This window comes from Mesorhizobium sp. M0808 (genome assembly GCF_040320025.1).
In the GTDB taxonomy this organism is placed as follows: Bacteria; Pseudomonadota; Alphaproteobacteria; order Rhizobiales; family Rhizobiaceae; genus Mesorhizobium.
This window is the reverse complement of sequence record NZ_JAMYOX010000038.1, coordinates 14,642-37,757: the sequence shown is the minus strand read 5'-3', so window position 1 is coordinate 37,757 and position 23,116 is coordinate 14,642. Positions and strand designations below refer to the sequence as shown.

Here is a 23,116-nt window from a genome sequence, read left to right as displayed (position 1 = left end):
GGACAGGCCGGACGGGATGTTTCGCCTGCTGCGGCCGCTTCAAGCGGCTGGCGCGAGACGCTTTGTCACAGCAGCATCAGCTGCTCGGTTGCCTTGGCAGCGGGGACGAACTGGTCGGTCCTGAGCGAGCGCCGCTCGGCGTTGAGGCCGAGCCGTTTGGCGGCGATCTCGAAACGCCGGCCGATCTGCCAGGCATACGGGCCGGAGCCTTTCATGCGCTTGCCCCATTCCGAATCGTAGTCCTTGCCGTCGCGCATCGAACGGATCAGCGACATGACGTGGCGATAGCGGTCGGGATAGTGGCGCAGCAGCCAGTCCTTGAAGATAGGCGCGACCTCCAGCGGTAGGCGCAGCAGCACATAACCGGCCTCGCGTGCGCCAGCTGCCTGCGCCGAATCGAGGATGCGCTCCATTTCCGGGTCGGTCAGTCCGGGGATGATCGGCGCGACCATCACCGAGGCCGGAATGCCGGCGTCCGAAAGCTGCCTGATCGCCTCCAGCCGCTTGGTCGGCGTCGACGCGCGTGGCTCCATGGTGCGCGCCAGCATGCGGTCGAGCGTCGTCACCGACAATGCCACCTTGGCCAGCCCGCGTTCGGCCATGCGTGACAGAATGTCGATGTCACGCGTCACCAGTGCCGATTTGGTGACGATGCCGACCGGATGGCCGCGCGCCTCCAGCACTTCGAGGATCTCGCGCATGATCCGGTATTGCTTCTCTATCGGCTGGTAAGGATCGGTGTTGGTGCCTATGGCGATGGTGCGCGGCTGGTAATTATCCCTGGACAATTCCTTGTCGAGCAGCCGCGCCGCATCCGGCTTGGCAAACAGCTTCGATTCGAAATCCAGCCCCGGCGACAGGCCCATGAAGCTGTGCGTCGGCCGCGCGAAACAATAGACGCAGCCATGTTCGCAGCCGCGATAGGGGTTGATCGAGCGGTCGAAGGAGATGTCGGGCGATTCGTTGCGCGTGATGATGGTGCGCGGCTTCTCGACCTGTACCTCGGTCTTGAACGGCGGCAGCTCCTCCAGCGAATTCCAGCCATCGTCGAACACATGCCTGCTGACCGGCTCGAAACGGCCGGACGGATTGATGCCCGCCGACCTGCCGCGATTGCGGTCCGGACGGACGCGCATGCCGCTCTGCTCGATCATAGCATTCGCCATTTCGGCCCTGCCAGCGCCGAAGGCTGCAATGTCGGCACGCACGATCTGTTCCATCTTGGCCCTTTCCCAGGGACTGTCCGCCCGCTGTCGAATCGCTCTGCTCATGAATGTATTCCTATCGTATTGATGAGAACAAAGCAAGAACTTTCTCGCGGCGCGCCGCAAAAACTGGCGCTGCCCACCGCTTTCCGCTATTCGGCTAAACATGCTCAGCGTCCTGATCGAAACCCTGAATGACGAGGAGGGCCTTGCCCGCACGCTCGCCTCGCTGATCGGCGGCGCGGTCGAAGGCGTGGTGCGCGACGTTCTCGTCTGCGACACCGGCTCGACCGATCAGACGCACCGCGTCGCCGAACATGCCGGCTGCCACTATGTCAGCGGCGGCATCGCCGCCGGCATCAGGCAGGCCAAGGGCGACTGGCTGCTCTTGCTGGAACCGGGCGCGCGGCTGGGAGAGGGCTGGATCGACGAGGTCGTCGCCCATACCGCCAGGCAAACCATGGCGGCGCGGTTCTCGCGGGCACGCGGCAGCCGCGCGCCGTTCCTGTCGCGCGTCTTTGCCGGAAATCGCGCTCTCGCCGAAGGCTTGGTGATCAGCAAGCGTCAGGCCGCGGCGCTGTCGAAGAACGCCCGCAGCGCCGAAGCGATCGCCCGCGGCCTGGCGACCAGGAGGCTCCACGCCGAGATCTGGGTCGCGCCGCGGAATTGACGGCTTACCGTCCCGGTCCGGGGAACCCGCCCCAAAGCAAATTTTCTGGCGGGTCGTCGTTTATTGTGCATTGCACAAAATCTGGCCGGGGGTTACCATTCCCGGCGATATGGGCGAATAGGGTTTGGGGTGTGCCGGAGCGGCGACGACTAACGTCGATGCTGTTCCCTCGATATTGTGAGGACCCCGATGACCCTTTCAAGCCCTGACAAGTCCGGCGCTGCAAGCCTCGAGGCGATCGCACGCAACGGCGGTACGCTGCGCCGCATCGCCGCCCGCATCCCGACCTATCTTTCCGACCTTCGCGAGAATCCGGCATGGCTGCCGATGTTCATGCTGGCGCGCACCATGCCGGCGCGGCGCCTGCACTGGCGCGGCGCGAAGCCGGTTCCGCCGGCGCGCAATGTCGGTGAAACGATGTTCGCCGGCGTCGATCGCGATGCCGTCGTCGGCGCGCTGCGGACGGAGGGGCTCTATTCGGGCCTGATGCTGCCGGCCGCCATCCATGAGGAGATCGCCCGCTTCGCCGAGCGCACGCCATGCTTCGGCAATTTCGACCGCCGGCTGGAATTCCTGCCCGAAAAACACGCCGATGCCGAAAAGCATTTCGGCCGCCCGCTGCTCAGCGGTCACTATTTCGAACGGGTCCTCGACTGCAACGCTGCGGTCGCCGTGCAGCGCGATCCGCTGCTTCTCGATATCGCAGCGCACTATCTCGGCAGCCAGGCCAAGCTGATCACGACCCGCGTCTGGTGGAGCTTTCCGACCGGTGGCGTCTCGGACGCCGACAAGAACATGGCCTCGCTCGGCAAATACCATTTCGACCTCGACGACTGGCGCATGCTGAAGTTCTTTTTCTACCTGGTGCCGGTCGACGCCGACACTGGGCCGCATGTCTATGTCCGCGGCTCCCATAACCGCCGCATCCTGAAGCATCAGCTGACGCTGCTGGTCGGCCATTCGGCGGAAGAGGTGCTGGGCGTCTACGGCGAGCAGAGCCCGGTCACGCTGACCGGGCCGGCCGGCCTCGGCTTTGTCGAGGATCCGTTCGGCTTCCATATGGGCACCGTGCCGACGCGCACGCCGCGGCTGATGATGGAGGTTGGCTTCGGCGTGTCGCCGCCGTCGCGCCGGCGTTTTCACGGCGAGCCGGTCATTCGCTAAACCGAGGTCGCTTGGCTGATACCTCGGTTCGTCTCAGCCGCGCCGCAAATGCTCGTCCAGCCGCGGCATGATCTCGACGATGTTGCAGGGCATATGCCGATAATCGAGCTGCGGCTTCAAGATGCCGTCCCAGGCGTCCTTGCAGGCGCCGGGCGAGCCCGGCAGCACGAAAACGAAGGTGGCGTTGACGACGCCGCCGGTTGCCCGGCTCTGGATCGTCGAAGTGCCGATCTTGTCGTAGGAGATGCGGTGGAACACTTCGGAAAAGCCGTCCATGCGCTTTTCGAAGATCGGCTCCAGCGCTTCCGGCGTCACGTCGCGGCCGGTGAAGCCGGTGCCGCCGGTGGTGATGACGACATCAATCGCTTCGTCCCTTGACCAACCCAGGACCTTGTCGCGGATCTTGTCGCGGTCGTCGGTGACGATGTCGCGGGCGGCCAGGACATGGCCAGCCTCGGCAATGCGGTCGGCCAGCGTCTGCCCGGATTTGTCGTCGGCGAGGCTGCGCGTATCGGAAACGGTCAGTACCGCGATGCGCACGGGAACGAAGGGGCGGCTCTCGTCAATCCTGGCCATGGGCATCAACCTCCGATGTCACGCTTCGCGTCGCCGCGACAAACCAGTCGGGATGGCGGCTGCGAATATCGACGGCCGCGCGCTTGGCCACATTGCCGGTCTCGAACAGCCCGAAGCAGGTGGCGCCTGAACCGGACATCCTGGCAAAACCGGCTCCGGCCTTGTTGAGCACGGAAAGCGCCTTGCCGATCGCGGGCTGGATTGCGCGCGCCGCAGGCTCGAGATCATTGCGGGTGATCTCCAGCCAGTTGCGGATGCTGTGGAAGTCGAGGTTGCGCGGCAGCGGCGGCAGCCCCGCATTGTCGCGGCGGCCAAGCGCCTCGAACACGTCGGCCGTCGAGACGGCAGTGCCGGGATTGACGAGCACCAGACCCAGCGCCGGGAAACCCGGCACGAGCGTCAGCTCGTCGCCGATGCCGCGGGCTATCAGCGGCTTGGCTGCGAGGCACATCGGCACGTCGGCGCCGAGTGACAGGCCGATCCGCGCCAGTTCGGCATCGCCGACATCAAGTCCCCAGGTCTGGACCAGGGCGCGCAGCACAGCCGCCGCATCGCTCGACCCGCCGCCGACACCGGACGCGACCGGCAGGTTCTTTTCGAGCCTGATGGCGACAGCAGGTGCGTGCTGGGGACCGGCCTCGCGCCGCAGTGCATCGCGCGCTCTCACCACCAGATTATTGTCGTCGACCGGCACCGCGGAGGCGTATTTGCCGGACACGGAAAACCCATCGCTGTCGGCAAGTTCCGTCTCGATGCGGTCGCCGAAGCGCGTGAACACAGCCAGGCTTTCGATCGTGTGATAACCGTCGGCGCGCCGGCCGGTGACGTGCAGCGCGAGATTTATCTTGGCGTGCGCGTGCGACGCCCGGATGCTGGCCTCGGAGTTCACTGGCTCGGCCGCGTGGGGGACGACGGTCAATCCTTGGCCAGACGGTATTCGCCGGTCTTCGGGTCCTTGACCAATGTTCCCATCGTGCCGTTGGCGGCCTGCTTTTCGGTACGCCGCACCTTGGCGGTCACACGCTCGGCTTCCCTGACGAAGGAGCGGTAGCCGAAATAGGCGGCAATGCCGACGACGGCGAAGAAAATGATCTGCGGCATGTCAAACTCCTCCCTCGCAAGGCCGGCAAGGCGGCCGGTCGGGTCGGTTGATGATTTATGCTAGACGCTTTCACCAGCTTTTCAAAGCCCGAAGCGCGCCCACAGCGCGCGCTCTTCCGCCGCATCGATGACGCCGCTTGCCGCGGCGGCGGCAATATCGGGCGCCGAAAAGCTCGAGCCGAACAGGCCGAAGCGGCCGAACAGGCCGCGCGGCGCGGTGATCAGCTTGAGCTGGGTTTTCGGCCCGAAACGGCTCTTCAGCACGCTGCGCATGTCGCCGAGCGCATCGACCAGCCCGAGCTCCAGCCCCTTTTTGGCCGTCCAGAAAAGTCCGGTGAACAGGTCGGGATCGTCCTTGAGCTTGCTGCCGCGCCTGTCCTTGACGAGATCGATGAAGGTCTCGTGGACCTCGAGCTGCAGCGCCTTCAGGCGCTCGACGTCTTCCTTCTTTTCCGGCTTGAACGGGTCGAGCACCGCCTTGTTCTGGCCGGCGGTGTGGACGCGGCGCTCGACGCCGATCTTCTTCAACAGCTCCGGAAAGCCGAACGAGGCCGACACCACGCCGATCGAGCCGACGATGGAGGACGGGTCGGCAAAGATCTCGTCGCCGGCGACCGCGATCATGTAGCCGCCCGAGGCCGCCACGTCCTCGACGAAAACCAGGACTTTCTTGTTCTTCTCGCTCGCCAGGTCGCGGATGCGCCTGAAGATCAGCCGCGACTGCACCGGCGAGCCACCTGGCGAATTGATCGAGATGGCGACCGCCGGCGCGTCGAAGGAAAACAGCTTTTCGAGAAGGCCGGCGGTGGAAGCGAGCGACAGGCTCGGCCGGAACTGGCCGCCGCCGGGCATGATCGTGCCGTGCAGCCGGATGACCGGAATGGTGACGACGGTGGAGCGCCAGGATTTCGGCAGCAGGCGGTTGAAAAGGCGTTTCACGAGGGGGCTGTCTCCGGTCGATATGCTTGAGGCATGTAGGAATTCGCCGGCCAACGGCAATGCCGTCACCCCGGCAATCAAAATGGATCAATCTCCGAACAGCGACGCCAGCCCGTTATTGATCAGCTCCGCCCGTTCCGAGGGGCCATTGCCTGAGTAGGCATGCAGCATCAGCGGCGGCCGGATCGACAGTTTGCCGCGTGCGCCGAGAATTGCCCGGACGACGATGCGGATCGCTGCCGCCTCGGGGCGAGGGTGGACGGCCAGCATCTCGGCATCGCCGAAGCGGCCGGCGATGGCATCGAGGATGGCGCCGAGCTGTTCCGGCCTGGCGATGACGGCCAGCCCGCCGCCCGGCCTGACCACCGCGGCCGCGCTGCGGATCCAGCTGTCGAACTGCCCATCCTCCGAGACATGCGCGGCCTTTCTCAGCGGATCGGGCGTCGCGCGATCCTCGGCGGCATTGAACGGCGGGTTCATGATGACGAAATCGAAGCTGTTGTCCTCGAGGCCGGCGGCCGTTCGCGCCCGGCCCGACAGCGCGACATCGGCGACGAGCACCGAGGCGCGGTCGCTGAGATGCGCATTGCGGGGATGGGCAAGCGTGGTGGTGGCGAAGGCCGCCATTTCCGGGGAACGCTCGACAAGCACGGCCTCTGCAGCGGGGCAGCGCGACAGTACCGCCAGGCCGGCGGCACCGGCACCCGCGCCAAAGTCGGCAAGCCGCCCGGCGAACGAGGACGGCACGGCAGCCGCCAGCATCATCGCATCCATGCCGGCGCGGTGGCCCGCCTTTCTCGGCTGCACCAGCCAGAAGCGACCGCGATGGAAGGCGTCGACCGTATGAGCCGGCATGTCCGGGACAAGGGCAGCGGGCGACGCGGACATTATTTTTGGCGGATCTCGTTGGCGATGCCGGCATCCGTCAGGATGCGCCGCGCCGCATCGGCCTTGTCGGCATCCACCATGACACGGCGGGGCAGGATGCCGATCGAGCCGTCGAGGACGCTCATGTTCTGGTCGGCGACGAAACAGCCGATGCCGGCATCGCGCATCAGCGATTCGACAAACGAAATGATGACGGCGTCGTTGGTGCGGATGAGCTCTATCATCGGATGAAACTCGCAGTTTGCGGCGTTGATGTAAACGTAGGCGTGATCATGTACCAGAGCCGGCGCGCCAATTCGCCTCTTGCCGCGCCGGTGGGTGACACCCTAGAGTCTGTCCAGGGACCATGTTGCCGTCGTGCATATCGAGGTTGGGAGTTTTGCCGTGGGTGTCGTTCTCAACATTGAAAACGGGAAGCGCGAAGCCGCCTCGATAAAGGACCTCATCGACCTGACCGTGGCCGACATGGGGCGCGTCAACAAATTGATCCTGTCGAAGGCCGGCTCCGATGTCGAGATGATCCCGGAGATTGCCAACCATCTGATCTCGTCCGGCGGCAAACGGCTGCGGCCGATGCTGACGCTCGCCGCGGCCCAGATGTTCGGCTATTCCGGCGACGGCCATGTCAAGCTCGCCACATCGGTCGAATTCATGCATACCGCGACACTTCTCCACGACGACGTCGTCGACGAAAGCGGCATGCGGCGCGGCAAGAAGACGGCGCGTATGATCTGGGGCAACCAGGCCAGTGTTCTGGTCGGTGATTTCCTGCTCGGCCAAGCCTTTCGCATGATGGTCGATGTCGGCTCGCTTGAAGCGCTCGATATCCTGTCGAGCGCGGCCTCGGTCATCGCCGAAGGCGAGGTGATGCAGCTCGCTGCCGCAAAAAACCTCGAGACCACCGAGGATGAGCATTTCGCGGTGATCAAGGCCAAGACCGCGGCGCTGTTTTCGGCCGCCGCCGAGGTCGGCCCCGTCATCGCTCAGGCGACGCGCAATGATCGCGCAGCACTCCGCTCCTACGGCATGAATCTCGGCCTTGCCTTCCAGCTGATCGATGACGCGCTGGATTACGGCGGCACCAGCAAGGACCTCGGCAAGAATGTCGGCGACGATTTCCGCGAGGGCAAGGTCACGCTGCCGGTGATCCTCGCCTATCGGCGCGGCACCAAGGCCGAGCGCAGCTTCTGGAAACGCGCCATCGAGGACAATGCCGCCGACGATGCCGGGCTGGAGAAGGCCATCGGCCTGATGCTCCGCCACGGCGCAATTGCCGACACCATCGGGCGCGCCCGCCATTTCGGCGAGATCGCCCGCGACGCGCTGGCGCCGCTCGAGGCGACGCCGCAGAAATCGGCGCTGATCGACGTCATCGATTTCTGCATCAGCCGGGTGAATTGAGAGGCATCGGCGCCCCGCGCTTGTTCTCATCGAGCCTTTGCCGGAAGAACCATTGCTGCCAGCAGGCTAACGACGATACCCGCCGCCGCGAGCCAGAAGGCGACCTGGATGCCGTCGGCGACGGCAATTTTCAACGCATTGCCGGACAATTCGCCGATTTGGCTGTTGGCAATCGCAATCAGCACGGCCATGCCGATGGCGTTGCCGACATTGAGCGTCGTCGAAGCCATCCCCGAGGCGACGCCTTGCTGGTCATGGGCAACGCCGGAAGCGGCGGCAATCCACATTGCGGTCCAGACGATGCCTTGTCCGACGCCGGAGACGATCAGGCCGGGTACGAGGGACAGATAGCTGCTGTCGGCAGTCGCGCCTGATACCATCAATGCTGTGCCGACCGCGCCGACGATCATGCCGCCGACCAGGGTGCTGCGCGTCGAAAAGCGCGTTGCCAGACGCTCGCCGGCTTGCGTACCGGTGGCGATGGCGACCGACGGCACGAGAAAGGCGAGGCCCGTCTGCAAGGCAGTGAAGCCGTGCACGTTCTGCAGCAGCACGGTGAGGAAGTAGGGCAGCGCGCCGAAAGTGGCCATGCAGAGGAAGGTTATCGTCATGCCGGCGACAAGGCTGCGGTTGTGGAACAGGCGCAGCGGCATCAGCGGATCGGCGCTGTTGGCCTCGATTACGGTGAAGGCGATCAGGAAGAATGCCGCCAGTGCCGCGCTGGCGATGATTGCGCCAGAGCCCCAGCCATATTCGGGCCCCTGAACCAGGGTGAAGACAAGCAGCGTCGCGCCGGCGGTGACGGTCAGAGCGCCCGGCAGATCGAAGCTGCGCTGCTCGTGCCACTTGCGATCGCGCGGGATGATGGCGAAAGCCGCGATGATGGCGATCCCGGCCAGCAGCACGTTGACATAGAAGACCGACGGCCAGCCGAAGGCGCTGGTCAGAAACCCGCCGGCAAGCGAACCGAGCGTCAGGCCGCTGGCGCCCGCGCCGCCCCAGACGGCGACCGCCCGGTTGCGTTCCGGTCCCTCGGCGAACAGGCGGTTGATCAGCGACAGCGTCGCAGGAAACAGGAACGCGGCGCCGATGCCTTGCACGGCGCGGGCCGCGATGATGATTTCCGGCGACCAGGCGAGGCCGCCGACCAGAGATGAGAGCGCGTAGAGCCAGAGCGCGAAGATGAAGACGCGGCGCTGGCCGATCAGGTCGGCGGCCCGGCCGCCGAACAGCAGGAAGCCGCCGGTGAACACGGTGTAGGCGCTGACCACCCACTGCAGGGTCTGGCCTGAAAATCCGAGGCCGGCGCCGATCTCCGGCAGCGCCACGAAGACGATGTTGAGGTCGAGCGAGATGATGAGCTGCGCGAAGGCGAGCAGCGCCAGCGTTGCGCCATGTTTCGCCGTGCTTGCTCCTTGCGTTATCGCCCCGAGCGGCGCGCCTTGATCGAGTGAACTCATGTCGGACTCCTTGTCGACAATTATTTAATGATCGACAAAGAACTGAGATTTGCAATCCCAAGTCAAGCGGATTATTTGTTGATCGACAAAAATTGGAGACCGCCATGGCAGGCAGGCCAAGGCAATTCGACCGCGACCAGGCGCTGGAGAAAGCCCGCGACGCTTTCTGGAGGCGCGGCTACGAGGGCACTTCGATGGCCGATCTCGTATCGGCGCTTGGCCTCGCATCGGCGCGCATCTATGCCGCCTTCGGCTCGAAGGAGGATCTGTTTCGCGAAGCGGTGGCGCTTTACGAGGCCAATGAGGGCGGCTTCGCCACGCGCGCGCTGGAGGAAGAACCAAATGTCCGGCGCGTCATCGAGCGCATGCTTCGCGAAGCCGTAGAAATTTATACGAGGCCGGGGCGGCCGCAGGGCTGCATGGTGGTGACGGCCGCGACCAATTGCGCCGTGGAAAATGACGCCGTGCTGCAATGGCTGGCGGAGCATCGGCTGGCGCGTACCGCGTCGATCGTCGAGCGATTGAAAAAGGCTGTGCGCGATGGCGAATTGAAGCCGGATACCGATGCCGAGACGCTGGGTGACTATTACGCCACGCTGATGCACGGCCTTTCGGTCCAGGCACGCGACGGCGTGCCGAAAAAGCGGCTGCACGATCTTGTCACCATCGCCATGCAGGCGCTCGATCCAAGCCTTTGGCAAACGTCCTGAGTTCCGGGCCGTGACGCCGGTTTGCCATTGCCGGATTGTCGCAATGCAGTCGCGCGACCTCTTTCGGCATGGTTTATTAATTGCTTGACCCGATTGTGAATTCGGGCCGGGTTGAAGCACGACCCCAAAAAGGCCATGCTTTATCTGTAAAGATCGAGTCTACGGCGATCCCGCTGACGCGGAGATGGCGTTTGGCTGAAAGGGATATGATGCGGCAAGGATATGCGCGCTGGCTGACGGGGCTGGCAATCGCGACGGGCATGGCGATCTCGGCTTTGCCGGCGCATGCCAAACAGACCGCCGAGCCGGTCAGGATCACATCCTTCTCGGGGGCCTATCTTGCCGCCAGGATCGCCGACGGCGACAACGACCTCGACAGCGCCATTTCCTATTACAAGCAGGCGCTTGCGTTCGATCCGAACGATACGGGACTGCAGCAGAGCCTGATGCTGTCGCTGATCGCGCAGGGTCGCTTCGACGAATCCCTGGTCTATGCCGACAAGCTCAAGGCGGTTCCCGACGTCGAGCGCTTCTCGCGCCTGGCGCTGGCCATCGATTCCTTCCACAAGAAGGATTTCTCCAAGGCCGAATACTGGCTCAAGCTGTCGCTCGAATCCGATCTCGACCGGCTGATCTCCGGCGTCATGACCGGCTGGGCCAAGCAAGGTGCGGGTGACGCCGGCGAGGCCATGGCTTCCATCGACAAGCTGCAGGGCCCCGACTGGTTCAGCCTGTTCAAGTCCTTCCACCGCGCCTTGATTGCCGACGCCTCCGGCCTGCCCGACAGGGCGGATGCGCTCTACACCGCCACCGTGCAGGACACGGCGGCAGGCGGTGCGGCCCCCGAAACATGGATGCGCAACGCGCAGGCCTACGCCTCTTTCCTCGCCCGCAAAGGCGACAAGGCCAAGGCGCTGTCGGTGCTCGACAAGGCCGAGGCGTTCGCCCCCGGCAAGGTCGAGATTGCGGCCCTTCGCGACAAGATCAACAAGGGCGAAAAGATCGAGCCCTTCGTTGCCGGTCCGTCGGACGGCGCCTCGGAAATCCTGCTCGATCTCGCCACCGCGCTCAACCGCGGCGGTGGCGAGCCGTTCGTGCGGCTTTATCTGCAATATGCGCTGGCGCTGCGGCCCGACAACGACGCGGCGCTCGTTCAGCTCGCCGCCGTTGCCGAGCAGTTGAAGGACGGCGAGGGCGCCATCGCGCTCTATCGCCGCATTCCCGCTGGCTCGCCGCTGAAGGAGCTTTCGGACCTGCAGCTTGGCCTCAACCTTGCCGATCTCGACCGCAACGACGAGGCGATCGCTCACCTCAAGGCCATCGTCGATGCGCATCCAGACGACATGCGCGCCTATCTGGCGCTCGGCGGCGTCTATTCCTCGAAGGAGGATTTCCGCTCCGCCGCCAATCTTTACGACAAGGCAGTCGAGGTGCTGAAGACGCCGACCGCCGCCAACTGGAACATTTTCTACCAGCGCGGCATCGCCTATGAGCGACTGAAGGAATGGCCGAAGGCCGAGCCGAATTTCCGCAAGGCGCTGGAGCTCTACCCCGACCAGCCGCAGGTTCTGAACTATCTCGGCTATTCCTGGGTCGACAAGAACATGAACCTCAAGGAAGGCCTCGCGATGATCCAGAAGGCCGTCGACCTGAGGCCGAGCGACGGCTACATCGTTGATTCGCTGGGCTGGGCCTATTACCGCCTTGGCCAGTTCGACGATGCGGTGCGCGAAATGGAACGCGCCGTTTCGTTGAAGCCGGAGGATCCGGTGCTCAACGATCACCTCGGCGACGTCTACTGGCGCGTCGGCCGCAAGCTGGAAGCCACCTTCCAGTGGAACCAGGCCCGCGACCTGAAGCCGGACCCGGACGTGCTTGCCGCCTTGCAGCAAAAGCTGATGAAAGGCCTGCCGCCGATCGAATCCAACACAGCGCAGGAAACCCCGAACGTAAAGCCCGTGCCGGCGCCCGCGCCGAAGGGGTGACCCCTTCTTTCCTTCTCCCCTTGTGGGAGAAGGTGGATCGGCGCGCAGCGCCGAGACGGTTGAGGGGTGTTGGACGGATTGCCGTCGGTGCCAAGCTGGAACACCCCTCATCCGACCGAGCTTCGCTCGGCCACCTTCTCCCACAAGGGGAGAAGGGAACACCTTCAAAGGCCTGACCCCTCTGCCTTGACGCTTGCTGGCCAGGCATCTAGGACGTGCCGGCATCCCGCCTTTCCCGCCGAGGCCGCCGTGACCATTCCTGCCCACATGCACCCCAGCCGCTCGTTCCAAGGGCTGATCCTGACCTTGCATAATCATTGGGCGGACTATGGCTGCGTCGTCCTCCAGCCTTACGACATGGAAGTCGGCGCCGGCACCTTCCATCCGGCAACGACATTGCGCGCGCTCGGCCCAAAACGCTGGAACGCGGCCTATGTCCAGCCCTCGCGCCGCCCCAAGGACGGCCGCTATGGCGAGAACCCGAACCGGCTGCAGCACTATTACCAATACCAGGTGATCCTGAAGCCCAATCCGCCCAATCTGCAGGAGCTTTATCTCGGCTCGCTGGCCGCGATCGGAATCGATCCGCTGCTGCATGACATCCGCTTCGTCGAGGACGACTGGGAAAGCCCGACGCTGGGCGCCTGGGGGCTGGGCTGGGAGTGCTGGTGCGACGGCATGGAGGTCTCGCAGTTCACCTATTTCCAGCAGGTCTGCGGCATCGAATGCGCACCGGTGGCGGGTGAGCTCACTTATGGGCTGGAACGGCTGGCCATGTATGTGCAGGGCGTCGACAATGTCTACGACCTCAACTTCAACGGCCGCGAAGGCGCCGACAAGGTGACCTATGGTGACGTCTTTCTGCAGGCCGAGCAGGAATATTCGCGCCATAATTTCGAATTCGCCAACACCGCGATGTTGCTGCGCCATTTCGAAGACGCCGAAGCCGAGTGCAAGGCGCTGCTACAAGCCGGCGCGCCTATCTCCCCCCTCGAGGGGGAGATGCCCGCGAAGCGGGCAGAGGGGGTCGCCTCGGAAGGCACCGCAGGCCAGGCGTCGAGCACTGCACGAGCGACCCCTCCCGGCCAGACCTTGTCTGGCCACCTTCCGCTCAAGGGGGAGGGATATCACCGCATGGTCTTCCCAGCCTACGACCAGTGCATCAAGGCCAGCCACGTCTTCAATCTGCTCGACGCACGCGGCGTCATTTCGGTCACCGAGCGCCAGAGTTATATTTTGCGGGTGCGCAATCTGGCCAAGGCCTGCGGCGAGGCGTTTCTGCTGACGCAGGCGGGCGGAATGGCCGCTTAGCTCCAGGCGGTTTCGGCAGGGGCACTGATTGGCAACGTGCCTTGGCCGCTTGCACCGGCTATTGTCCGCAGCGCTTGCCTGACGCCGGGCATCGAGAACGTGCCGTGCACCTGCGCTGTAAAACAGGCGCTGAGCGCGAGGATCTTCAGGAATGTCGATGCCGTTTTCATGCTCGTTCAGCCAATAGCTCTCTGCCTGAGCGTTGGTCGCTTCAGCGCTGCGTTCGGTTCATGGAAATCTTTGATCCAAGGACGGGCGGACCGGCGTGTGTCCGACAGGCGGCTGAATTTTTTCGGAATTCGCCGTTAGATGTTCCGATCGCGCAGGCCCGATCTTGCTGGGAAGGGTGACAGCAGCCGACCGAGTTGCTATGCCCCGCTTACCTTCGCCTCGATGGGGGAGGACGCCGCGAAGCGGCGGCTGTTTCTTGTCGCGTGAGCTCTTTCAATGCCTGACCTGCTTCTAGAACTTCGTTCCGAGGAAATCCCCGCTCGCATGCAGCGCAAGGCGGCCGGCGACCTCCGAAAGCTGTTGACCGACGGTCTGGTCGAAGCCGGGCTGACCTATGAGGCGGCGCGCGAATATTGGACGCCGCGCCGGTTGGCGCTCGACATCCGCGGCCTGACCGCCCGCTCGAAGGACATCAGCGAGGAGATCAAGGGGCCCTCGACCAAGGCCCCCGAGCAGGCGGTGCAAGGTTTTCTGCGCAAGGCCGGCCTTGCCTCGATTGCCGAGGCGCATGTTCATTCCGATCCGAAGAAGGGCGACTTCTACGTCGCCCATATTTCCAGGCCGGGCAGGCCGGCGGAGCAGATCATCGCCGAGCTGGTGCCGGGCATCATCCGCAATTTCCCCTGGCCGAAATCGATGCGCTGGGGGCCGGCTTCGGCCAAGCCCGGCTCGCTGCGCTGGGTGCGGCCGCTGCAATCGATCCTGTGCACCTTCGGGCCCGAAACCGAGGAGCCGGTGGTCGTCGATTTCGAGATCGACGGCATCCGCTCCGGCAACGTCACTTACGGTCACCGTTTTCATGCGCCGGGCACCATCACGGTGCGCCGCTTTGACGATTATGTCGCCAAGCTTGAGGCGGCCAAGGTCGTGCTCGATGCCGACAGACGCAAGGAGATCATTCTTGCCGATGCCAGGAACCTCGCCTTCGCCAGCGGGCTCGACCTCGTCGAGGACGAGGGGCTGCTGGAGGAAGTGTCGGGCCTGGTCGAATGGCCCGTCGTGCTGATGGGCGAATTCGAGCAGGATTTTCTGGCCATTCCGGCCGAGGTGATCCGGCTCACCATCCGCGCCAACCAGAAGTGTTTCGTGACGACGCGCCAAATCTCCCCCCTCGAGGGGGAGATGTCGCCGAAGGCGACAGAGGGGGTCGCCTCGCGTGGATCGGCGGCATCCCCTGTCCGCGATAGGGAGTCGCGTCAGGTCGTGCCGACCCCCTCTGGCCTACCGGCCATCTCCCCCTCAAGGGGGGAGATCAGCCAATCGCCGCTCTCCAACCGCTTCATCCTGACCGCCAATATCGAGGCCAAGGATGGCGGCAAGGAGATCGCCCATGGCAACGGCAAGGTGGTGCGCGCGCGCCTGTCCGACGCGCTCTATTTCTGGAAGACCGACCAGGGCGACCTGCCGGATCTCGACCAGCTGCAGGCATCGGCGCAAAAGTTCGGACTCGACCTCAACAAGCCACTCGACCAGCGCATGGCCCGCCTCGACCACCTCAATGTAACGTTTCATGCCAAGCTCGGCACGCAAGGCGAGCGGGTGGAGCGGATTGCCAGGTTGGCCGAAGAACTAGCACCAATCGTGGCGCGCGCAATCTCCCCCCTTGAGGGGGAGATGGCCGGCAGGCCAGAGGGGGTCGCTTCGCGTGAAGCGCCGGCGTCCTCTGTCCAAAATAGGAAGCCGCATCAGGACGTGCCGACCCCCTCTGTCGCCTTCGGCGACATCTCCCCCTCGAGGGGGGAGATTATCGCGCTCGCGCGCCGCGCCGCCGTGCTCGCCAAGGCCGACCTCACCACCGAGGTGGTCGGCGAGTTCCCGGAACTGCAAGGCGCCATGGGCCGCAAATACGCGCTGCTGCAGGGCGAGCATCCATCAGTCGCCGCCGCCATCGAGGAGCACTACAAGCCGCAGGGCCCGTCCGATCGCGTGCCGACCGATCCGGTGTCGGTGGCCGTGGCGCTTGCTGACAAGCTTGATACGCTGGTCGGGTTTTGGGCCATTGATGAAAAGCCCACCGGATCGAAGGACCCGTTTGCGCTGCGTCGTGCAGCACTGGGAGTGATCAGAATCTTGGTCGAGAATGAGGTCCGATTGGAGATTGCTATGCAGTTTATCCGTTCAGGGCGTCATCTAATGGCGCAACTGCTTCAAAAGGAGGCCGGCAAAGCCGAGGCTCGGCTTGCACCCATGCGAGCAATGGAAGAACTGTCCGGAAAAGGCTTGTTGAGCCAACTGACCAGCCTATCCGAACGCGCCTCTCAACTGATGTTTAGCGACGCCGATGTACCGCCTCAGGATTGGGAGATTGATCGCGCCCGCGACCTCCTCGCCTTCTTCCACGATCGCCTAAAAGTCTATCTCCGCGATCAGGGCGCGCGGCATGATCTCATCGACGCCGTACTGGCGGCGGGCTCGCGCCCAATCTCCCCCCTAGAGGGGGAGATGTCGCCGAAGGCGACAGCGGGGGGCGCTGTCCCGCCGGCGTCTCATTCTGTCGCGCCCCCCTCTGCCCTGCCGGGCATCTCCCCCTCAAGGGGGGAGATCGGCCAATCGTCCAACGACGATCTCCTTCAAATCGTCCGCCGCGTCGAAGCGCTTGGCTCCTTCCTCGACAGCGAGGACGGCAGGAACCTGCTTGCCGGCACCAAGCGCGCGGCCAACATCGTGGCTGCCGAGGAGAAGAAGGCGACGGCGATTGCAAGCAGCGTTGAGCCGGCTCTGTTCCGGGAGGACGCCGAAAAAACCTTGTTCGCGGCGGTGAATCAGGCCGAGAGGCAAGCCGGCGAAGCAATTCAAAACGAAGACTTTTCCGCCGCCATGCTGGCGCTTAGCGTGTTGCGCGAGCCGGTTGATTCATTCTTTGAGAAAGTCCTCGTAAACGATGAGGACCAGGCGGTGCGCGCCAATCGCCTGGCATTGCTCGCCCGCATCCGCGCGGCGACCGACCGGGTCGCCGATTTCTCCAAGATAGCCGGCTGACGTCTGGGAAAAAATCATCGCTTGTGGCGCTATTTCGGCTGGTCGGGAGCTGCTAGCGGCGCAGGCTGCTGCGCAGCTGCCTCAGGGGTTTTGCTGGCGACCTTTGGGTCGGCTTTGCTGTCCGCGGCGGGCGCGGCAGAATTGGCCGGCGCGGCTTTGGGCGCGGGCGTTGCAAAGGCATCGCCGACGATACCGCCGCGAATGATCATCGGACTTCCGTCGAAGCCATGACTCGGCTGGCTCGGGATTGCCGCGACCTTTTCATCGGTGACGTTTTCATTGACGTCAGGCAGCTTCTCGCCGAGCGCGTCGATCGACGGTGTTTTCGCCCGTTCGAGCGCGCCGGCACTTACAACCGAAGGCGTCGCCGTCGTTTGCCCGAGAAAAACGAGCGACGAGGCCTGTGCCGTGCCGGCCATAAACGCCAGACCAAGCGCTCCAAGGATACGCATCGAAAGCATGATAATTCCCCTTGCCCAACAAGACGGCACCGTAGCCGAGGGCAGTTGATGCCGGCTTGCGGGGAAACAGAGCATTTTAGTGATTTGCGATTCGCCTACGCCCGGACTTGCTCCGTCGGCGTCAGCGTATTAGGCACCCGCATCCGTGAGGTGACGACAGTGGCTGAAATTCGTGCCGTCGGCGAGGCGATGGAAAGGGCGTTGGCGCTGCTCGAGAGCGGCGATGTCGTCGCCATCCCGACCGAGACCGTCTATGGGCTGGCCGGCGACGCGACCAATGGCGTTGCCGTGGCTCGTATCTTCGAAGCCAAGGGCCGCCCTCGCTTCAACCCGCTGATCGCCCATATAGCCGACCCGGCGATGGCCGAGCGCATCGCGATGTTCGATCCGCTGTCGGAAAGATTGGCGCAGGCATTCTGGCCGGGGCCGCTGACGCTGGTGCTGCCGCAACGGCCCGGCAACGGCATTCATCCGCTGGTCACCGCCGGTCTGGAAACGATCGCGCTGCGCATGCCGAAAGGCTTTGGCGGCGAGCTGATCGCCAGGTTCGGCCGCGCGCTGGCGGCGCCAAGCGCCAATTCCTCGGGCAGGATCAGCGCCACGACGGCCGAGGCCGTGGCCGCCGATCTCGGTCCCCGGATCAAGCTTGTGGTCGATGGCGGCGCGACGCCGGTCGGGCTGGAATCGACCATTGTCAAGGTCGAAGCTGGAAAGCTGCGGCTGCTGCGGCCGGGCGGCATTGCCGCCGAAGAGATCGAAGCGGTGGCCGGGACAAAGTTGCTGCGCGGCGCTTCGGGCATCGAGGCGCCCGGCATGCTCGCCTCGCACTATGCCCCAGGTGCGGCAGTGCGGCTCAATGCTGCGGAGGTCGCACCGGGCGAAGCCTTGCTGGCCTTCGGCCGCCGCCGTGCCGAAGGCTGGCGCGATGCAGCCGCCCTGCGCAACTTGTCGGAGACCGGCGACCTGCGCGAGGCGGCAAGCAATCTCTTCGCCCATCTGCAGGATCTCGATGGCAGTGGCGCCAAAACCATCGCCGTCGAGCCGATCCCGTTCGACGGGCTGGGCGAGGCGATCAATGACCGGCTTTCGCGCGCCGCCGCCCCGCGTGACAAGATCGCCCCGCGTGACAAGATGGATTCAGCACCATAGTTTCCACCCATGAACGACATTTCCCCCGATCTCGACCCCGCCGTCGTCGCGCGCTTTGCGGCAATCGTCGGCGACAAATATGCGCTGCGCGACCAGCAGGACATCGCGCCTTACCTCACCGAGCGGCGCGGACTTTGGCACGGCAGGACGGCTTTGGTGCTGAGGCCGGGGAGCGTCGAGGAGGTCAGCAGCATCATGCGGCTGGCGACCGAAACTGGCACGCCCATTGTGCCGCAAAGCGGCAACACCGGGCTGGTCGGCGCGCAGGTGCCGGACGCATCCGGCCGCGAGATCGTGCTGTCGCTGTCGCGGCTGAACCGCATCCGCGAGATCGATACGCTGTCCAACACGGTGACGGTCGAAACCGGCGTCATCCTGCAGACGCTGCAGGAAGCGGCCGATGCCGCCGACCGGCTGTTTCCGCTGTCGCTTGCCGCGCAAGGCTCCTGCCAGGTCGGCGGCAATCTCTCGTCCAACGCCGGCGGCACCGGCGTGCTTGCCTACGGCAATGCGCGCGAGCTCTGCCTCGGCGTCGAAGTGGTGCTGCCGACCGGCGAAGTGTTCGACGATCTGCGCAAGCTGAAAAAGGACAATACCGGTTACGATCTGAAGAACCTGTTCGTCGGCGCCGAGGGTACGCTCGGCATCATTACCGCCGCCGTGCTCAAGCTGTTCCCCAAGCCCAAGGGGCGCGAGGTGGCGTTTGCCGGCCTGTCATCGCCGGAGGCGGCATTGTCGCTGTTCAGCCTGGCGATGGACCGTGCAGGGGCAGCGCTCACCGCCTTCGAGCTGATCGGCCAGAGGCCCTACGACTTCACGCTTGCCCACGCACAAGGCGTGGTGCGGCCGCTTGCCGGCGATTGGCCGTGGTATGTGCTGATGCAGATCTCGTCGGGCCGTTCGGCCGACGACGCAAGGGCGCTGATCGAGGAGGTGCTGGAGGCAGGCCTCGAGCAAGGCATCGTCGGCGATGCGGTGATCGCGGCAAGCATGGCCCAGGGCGATGCGTTCTGGAATTTCCGCGAGGTGCTGCCCGAGGCGCAGAAACCGGAAGGTGCCTCGATCAAGCACGACGTCTCGGTGCCGGTGGCGTCAATCCCGCCCTTCATTGAAAAGGCCGCCGTCGCCGTGCAATCGGTCAGTCCCGGCGCGCGCGTCGTCTGCTTCGGCCACATGGGCGACGGGAACCTGCACTATAACATCTCCCGGCCGGCCGACGGCGATGACGAGGCGTTTCTCGGCCTTTACCACGTCATGAACAAGGCCGTGCACGACGTCGTGCGCGCGTTTCATGGCTCGATCTCGGCCGAGCACGGCATCGGCCAGTTGAAGCGGGACGAATTGATCGCGACGGCGCCGCCGATGGCGATCGAGCTGATGCGCAGGGTGAAGGCCGCCTTCGATCCGGCCGGCATCATGAATCCGGGTAAGGTTATCTGATCCTTTCGCCGGCCTGCGCCGGTTGGCATTCCGATAACCATCCGCCCCGGATCAGCAAAATTTAACCGACTTTCTTAAGCGCGAGGATAAGAAGCCCGCGCTAATGTTTCTCCACAAACGAGGCTGGGAAAACCGGCCCGGAGAACCGGAAACACCGGCTCTCAGGAGAAACAGGAAAGGCACGATATGAACACTGGACTGAAGCCAGTCTGGGCCGGGCGCAATATGCGCCTCGACCCATTCCGCCTGCCGCAAGTGGTGAGCTACGCCACGCGCGACGACTATGGCGACGTCACCTTCACCATCGACCAGCGCGGCGCGGTTATCCGCCGCACGCTGGAGATGAGCGGCGTGCCGGCGATCATCGCTCTGCCCGCCAACGCGTTTCGCGGCGTCGCCGCCCGCGCCATGGAGGATCCGGATGGCAATGTCACAGTGACGCTTGAGCTTCTGCACAATGACCCGACGCTGTCGGTGCCGCTGCTGGTCGCCGACGATCTCGACGACGTCGCCGCCGACTGGCGCGCCTGGGCCGACGCCTACCGCCTGCCGATGCTGCTGATCGAGGCCGACGGCATTGCCCGCACGCTGGAGGAATCGCTCGGCGCCGCCATCAAGGCGCTGCCGGCGCAGGACCGCCGCAAGGGTCGCGTCTCGACCATGCGCCGCCCGCGCTTTCTCGCCCGCCGCCGCGCCGGCGACCTCGGCCTCAGGCTGGTCATCGGCGGCGAGGAGCTTATTTCGCGGGAGTAGATTGAAATCAGCTTGCAAGTTGGCGCTGCCCCTCATCCGGCTGCCGCCACCTTCTCCCCGTATAGTGACGGTGAGAAGGGACACTGGCCGCAATTTCGGCACTCTTTCTGCAAACGCTTGAGATTGGCGAAATCCGTTGCGAAGGCGTGCTTCTCCCCGTCACTATACGGGGAGAAGTGCCCGGCAGGGCGATGAGGGGCGGCATAAGCAGTTGGAGAAAGGTCGATTCCGCAGCTGCCGAATCGATACCGCTGGCTCTTAAACCAGCGGCTTCAGCGCCACCCAGCCCGCGCCGCCGATCAGGCCGAGGAAGATCAGCCAGCCGACCTGGTTGTTCGATCTGAACAGCCTCAGGCACTGGTCCGGGTCGTCGATGTCGAGCACGGCGATCTGCCGCGCCATATGCGCGCCGGCGGCGATCAGCCCGGCCAGTGCAGGCACCGGTGCCTGCGCCGAGGCGAAGGCAATGGCGAAGCAAACCAGCGCTCCGCCATAAAGCCCGGCCAGCCAGGCCTTGGTGTTGTCGCCGAACAGGCGCGCCGTCGAGCGCACGCCGACGATGGCGTCGTCTTCCTTGTCCTGATGCGCATAGATCGTGTCGTAGCCGATCACCCACAGGATCGAGCCGATATAAAGCATGATTGCCGGCCCATCGAGATCGCCGAACTCGACCGCCCATCCCATCAGCGCTCCCCAGGAAAAGGCAAGGCCTAGAACGAGTTGCGGCCAATTGGTGTACCGCTTCATGAACGGGTAGACGGCGACGATGACCAGCGAACCGATGCCGAGCAAGACGGCGAAGCTGTTGAACTGCAAAAGCACGGCAAGGCCGACCAGTGCCTGCACGACAACAAACATCCAAGCCTGCCGGCGCGTGACCTTGCCGGCCGGCAGCGGCCGCGAGCGCGTGCGTTCCACCTGGTTGTCGATGTCCTCGTCGACCAAATCATTGTAGGTGCAGCCGGCGCCGCGCATGGCGAACGCGCCAAGAAAAAACAGCAGCAGATACCAAGGCGACGGCAGCAGAGAGAGAAGCGGGTCCGTCGGACGCGGATAGGCGCTCGCGGCAAGCGCAGCCGACCACCAGCATGGCCACAGCAGCAATTGCCAGCCGATCGGCCGGTCCCACCGGGCAAGCTGCGCATAGGGCCACAACCGCCGCGGCAGCACGCGATAGACCCAGTGGCCGCTCGGCGCATCGGCGACGCGGCCCTGGGCCGCTTTCGACTGGAGGGTTTCCATTTTGCTGGAGTGGCAGCAGAGGCGAATGCCGTCAAGCGTCAAGCAGCCCCGCACGCTCGCCACGCGCAATCGGCGCTTCGGCAGCCAAATGTCTTGACCCGTCGCGCGTGGCGCAATAGCGCAGTCCTGGTCTTGGAATGACGAGGAATCTGGGCATGCGTGTTTTGCTGATCGGCTCTGGCGGACGAGAGCATGCGCTGGCCTGGAAGATCGCGGCGTCGCCGCTGCTGACCAAACTCTACGCGGCGCCCGGCAATCCGGGCATCGGCCACGAAGCCGAACTGGTGAGGCTCGATACTGCCGATCACACGGCGGTGGCCCGGTTCTGCCGCGAGAATGAAATAGGCCTCGTCGTGGTCGGGCCGGAAGGGCCGCTGGTCGCCGGCATTGCCGACGACCTGCGCGCCGAGGGCATCCGCGTCTTCGGACCGTCAAAGGCAGCGGCACGGCTGGAAGGCTCGAAAGGTTTCACCAAGGACCTCTGCGCCAGATATGGCATCCCGACCGCCGCCTATGGCCGCTTCGACGATCTGGCTTCGGCCAGGACCTATGTCGAGAAGACGGGTGCGCCGATCGTCATCAAGGCCGACGGCCTCGCTGCCGGCAAGGGCGTCACCGTCGCCATGACGCTTGACGAGGCGCTGGCCGCGCTCGAGGCCTGTTTCGACGGCTCCTTCGGCCAGGCCGGGGCGGAAGTGGTGGTCGAGGAGTTTCTCGTCGGTGAAGAAGCAAGCTTCTTCTGCCTGTGCGACGGCACCACGGCGCTGCCCTTCGGTACCGCGCAGGACCACAAGCGCCTCAGTGACGGCGACACCGGCCCCAACACCGGCGGCATGGGCGCCTATTCGCCGGCGCCGGTGATGACGCCGGAAATGATCGACCGAACGATGCGCGAGATCGTCGAGCCGACCATGCGCGGCATGGCTGAAACAGGCGCGCCGTTTTCCGGCGTGCTGTTCGCCGGGCTGATGATCACTGACAGCGGGCCGAAGCTGATCGAATACAATACCCGTTTCGGCGACCCGGAATGCCAGGTGCTGATGATGCGGCTGAAGGACGATCTGCTCGTCCTGCTCAACGCCGCCGCCGACGGCCAGCTGGCGCATACTTCGGTGCGCTGGCGCGATGAGGCGGCGCTCACCGTGGTGATGGCAGCCAGGGGCTATCCCGGCACGCCTGAAAAGGGCTCGGTCATCCGCGGCGTCGAGGCGGCGGCAGGCGACGGCGTCGAGATCTTTCACGCCGGCACCGCCATCAACGGCGGCGCACTCGTCGCCAATGGCGGCCGCGTGCTCAACATCACGGCGACCGGCAGCACCGTCGGCGAGGCGCAGAAGAAGGCCTACGCCGCGCTCGACCGGATCGACTGGCCGCAAGGCTTTTGCCGCCGCGACATTGGCTGGCTGGCGGTGGCGCGCGAGCAGGCGAACTGATGCTTCGGGCGGCCTTCG

At 64.7% G+C, this 23,116-nt stretch carries 21 protein-coding genes and 2 pseudogenes; 12 read left to right on the top strand and 11 right to left on the bottom strand.

Annotated elements, in window-relative coordinates:
- Positions 1-65 precede the first annotated feature (65 nt).
- Positions 66-1,220, bottom strand: coding sequence for a PA0069 family radical SAM protein (locus NKI25_RS29120; protein ID WP_254818651.1), 1,155 nt, complete (start codon positions 1,218-1,220; stop codon positions 66-68).
- A gap of 151 nt (positions 1,221-1,371) precedes the next feature.
- Here NKI25_RS29120 and NKI25_RS29115 point away from each other — a divergent pair, with 151 nt between their 5' ends.
- Together NKI25_RS29115 and NKI25_RS29110 are read left to right on the top strand one after the other, a co-directional pair.
- Positions 1,372-1,875, top strand: coding sequence for a glycosyltransferase (locus NKI25_RS29115; RefSeq protein ID WP_352593249.1), 504 nt, complete (start codon positions 1,372-1,374; stop codon positions 1,873-1,875).
- A 189-nt stretch (positions 1,876-2,064) separates the two neighbouring features.
- A complete protein-coding gene (locus NKI25_RS29110; protein ID WP_352449928.1) occupies positions 2,065-3,039 on the top strand; it encodes a phytanoyl-CoA dioxygenase family protein in 975 nt (324 codons plus the stop codon).
- A gap of 33 nt (positions 3,040-3,072) precedes the next feature.
- On the opposite strand, the gene moaB is transcribed toward NKI25_RS29110, so the two are convergent.
- The 6 genes from moaB to NKI25_RS29080 form a co-directional block, all read right to left on the bottom strand.
- Positions 3,073-3,615, bottom strand: coding sequence for a molybdenum cofactor biosynthesis protein B (gene moaB, locus NKI25_RS29105; RefSeq protein ID WP_353000112.1), 543 nt, complete (start codon positions 3,613-3,615; stop codon positions 3,073-3,075).
- On the bottom strand, positions 3,602-4,504 hold the full coding sequence (locus tag NKI25_RS29100; protein WP_352593421.1) for a 4-(cytidine 5'-diphospho)-2-C-methyl-D-erythritol kinase: 903 nt from the start codon (positions 4,502-4,504) through the stop codon (positions 3,602-3,604). Before NKI25_RS29100 ends, moaB begins: the two co-directional genes overlap by 14 nt.
- A gap of 26 nt (positions 4,505-4,530) precedes the next feature.
- Complete coding sequence (locus NKI25_RS29095) at positions 4,531-4,716, bottom strand: membrane protein (RefSeq protein WP_023674078.1); 186 nt, start codon at positions 4,714-4,716, stop codon at positions 4,531-4,533.
- 81 nt (positions 4,717-4,797) lie between these two features.
- Complete coding sequence (locus NKI25_RS29090; RefSeq protein WP_352456850.1) at positions 4,798-5,655, bottom strand: S49 family peptidase; 858 nt, start codon at positions 5,653-5,655, stop codon at positions 4,798-4,800.
- A gap of 87 nt (positions 5,656-5,742) precedes the next feature.
- The gene (locus NKI25_RS29085) at positions 5,743-6,543 is read right to left on the bottom strand and encodes a tRNA1(Val) (adenine(37)-N6)-methyltransferase (RefSeq protein ID WP_352593253.1); all 801 of its coding nucleotides are present in this window, start codon (positions 6,541-6,543) and stop codon (positions 5,743-5,745) included.
- Entirely contained in the window at positions 6,543-6,767 is a 225-nt protein-coding gene (locus tag NKI25_RS29080) for a putative signal transducing protein (RefSeq protein WP_023674082.1), read from the bottom strand. The genes NKI25_RS29085 and NKI25_RS29080 overlap by 1 nt, the downstream gene beginning before the upstream one ends.
- Positions 6,768-6,927: 160 nt before the next feature.
- Here NKI25_RS29080 and NKI25_RS29075 point away from each other — a divergent pair, with 160 nt between their 5' ends.
- Positions 6,928-7,944 carry a polyprenyl synthetase family protein gene (locus NKI25_RS29075; RefSeq protein WP_352593256.1) on the top strand — a complete coding sequence of 339 codons (1,017 nt, stop codon included), beginning with the start codon at positions 6,928-6,930 and terminating at the stop codon, positions 7,942-7,944.
- A 26-nt stretch (positions 7,945-7,970) separates the two neighbouring features.
- On the opposite strand, the gene NKI25_RS29070 is transcribed toward NKI25_RS29075, so the two are convergent.
- Positions 7,971-9,404, bottom strand: coding sequence for an MFS transporter (locus NKI25_RS29070; RefSeq protein ID WP_352593258.1), 1,434 nt, complete (start codon positions 9,402-9,404; stop codon positions 7,971-7,973).
- Positions 9,405-9,508: 104 nt separating this feature from the next.
- On the opposite strand from NKI25_RS29070, the gene NKI25_RS29065 reads away from it, so the two are divergent.
- From NKI25_RS29065 to NKI25_RS29050, 4 genes and pseudogenes are all read left to right on the top strand, one after another.
- Positions 9,509-10,114 (top strand): TetR/AcrR family transcriptional regulator, encoded by a 606-nt coding sequence (locus NKI25_RS29065; protein ID WP_352593260.1) that lies wholly within the window; start codon positions 9,509-9,511, stop codon positions 10,112-10,114.
- 209 nt (positions 10,115-10,323) lie between these two features.
- Entirely contained in the window at positions 10,324-12,099 is a 1,776-nt protein-coding gene (locus tag NKI25_RS29060; RefSeq protein WP_031211039.1) for a tetratricopeptide repeat protein, read from the top strand.
- 267 nt (positions 12,100-12,366) lie between these two features.
- Positions 12,367-13,080 (top strand): annotated as a pseudogene (locus NKI25_RS29055) (glycine--tRNA ligase subunit alpha); the annotation flags it as partial.
- 147 nt (positions 13,081-13,227) lie between these two features.
- Positions 13,228-13,410, top strand: a pseudogene (locus NKI25_RS29050) (glycine--tRNA ligase subunit alpha); the annotation flags it as partial.
- Here the strand turns inward: NKI25_RS29050 and NKI25_RS29045 are convergent.
- Positions 13,407-13,580, bottom strand: coding sequence for a hypothetical protein (locus NKI25_RS29045; RefSeq protein ID WP_352593262.1), 174 nt, complete (start codon positions 13,578-13,580; stop codon positions 13,407-13,409). The pseudogene NKI25_RS29050 and the gene NKI25_RS29045 sit on opposite strands and share 4 nt — an antisense overlap.
- Before the next feature lie 277 nt (positions 13,581-13,857).
- On the opposite strand from NKI25_RS29045, the gene NKI25_RS29040 reads away from it, so the two are divergent.
- A complete protein-coding gene (locus NKI25_RS29040) occupies positions 13,858-16,620 on the top strand; it encodes a glycine--tRNA ligase subunit beta (RefSeq protein ID WP_352784163.1) in 2,763 nt (920 codons plus the stop codon).
- Positions 16,621-16,649: 29 nt separating this feature from the next.
- Here NKI25_RS29040 and NKI25_RS29035 read toward each other — a convergent pair whose 3' ends face one another.
- Positions 16,650-17,081 (bottom strand): hypothetical protein, encoded by a 432-nt coding sequence (locus NKI25_RS29035; RefSeq protein ID WP_352593267.1) that lies wholly within the window; start codon positions 17,079-17,081, stop codon positions 16,650-16,652.
- A gap of 159 nt (positions 17,082-17,240) precedes the next feature.
- On the opposite strand from NKI25_RS29035, the gene NKI25_RS29030 reads away from it, so the two are divergent.
- The 3 genes from NKI25_RS29030 to NKI25_RS29020 all read left to right on the top strand — a co-directional run bounded on the left by NKI25_RS29030 (position 17,241) and on the right by NKI25_RS29020 (position 20,423).
- Complete coding sequence (locus tag NKI25_RS29030; RefSeq protein WP_352593270.1) at positions 17,241-18,230, top strand: L-threonylcarbamoyladenylate synthase; 990 nt, start codon at positions 17,241-17,243, stop codon at positions 18,228-18,230.
- Between the two features lie 9 nt (positions 18,231-18,239).
- A complete protein-coding gene (locus tag NKI25_RS29025) occupies positions 18,240-19,670 on the top strand; it encodes an FAD-binding oxidoreductase (RefSeq protein WP_352593273.1) in 1,431 nt (476 codons plus the stop codon).
- 186 nt (positions 19,671-19,856) lie between these two features.
- Entirely contained in the window at positions 19,857-20,423 is a 567-nt protein-coding gene (locus NKI25_RS29020) for a DUF6101 family protein (protein WP_352593276.1), read from the top strand.
- 258 nt (positions 20,424-20,681) lie between these two features.
- Here NKI25_RS29020 and ubiA read toward each other — a convergent pair whose 3' ends face one another.
- Positions 20,682-21,665, bottom strand: a complete 984-nt coding sequence (ubiA, locus tag NKI25_RS29015; RefSeq protein WP_352593279.1) for a 4-hydroxybenzoate octaprenyltransferase — start codon at positions 21,663-21,665, stop codon at positions 20,682-20,684.
- Positions 21,666-21,820: 155 nt separating this feature from the next.
- Between ubiA and purD the strand changes: the two genes are divergently transcribed.
- Positions 21,821-23,098 (top strand): phosphoribosylamine--glycine ligase, encoded by a 1,278-nt coding sequence (gene purD / locus NKI25_RS29010; protein ID WP_352593281.1) that lies wholly within the window; start codon positions 21,821-21,823, stop codon positions 23,096-23,098.
- Positions 23,099-23,116 lie beyond the last annotated feature (18 nt).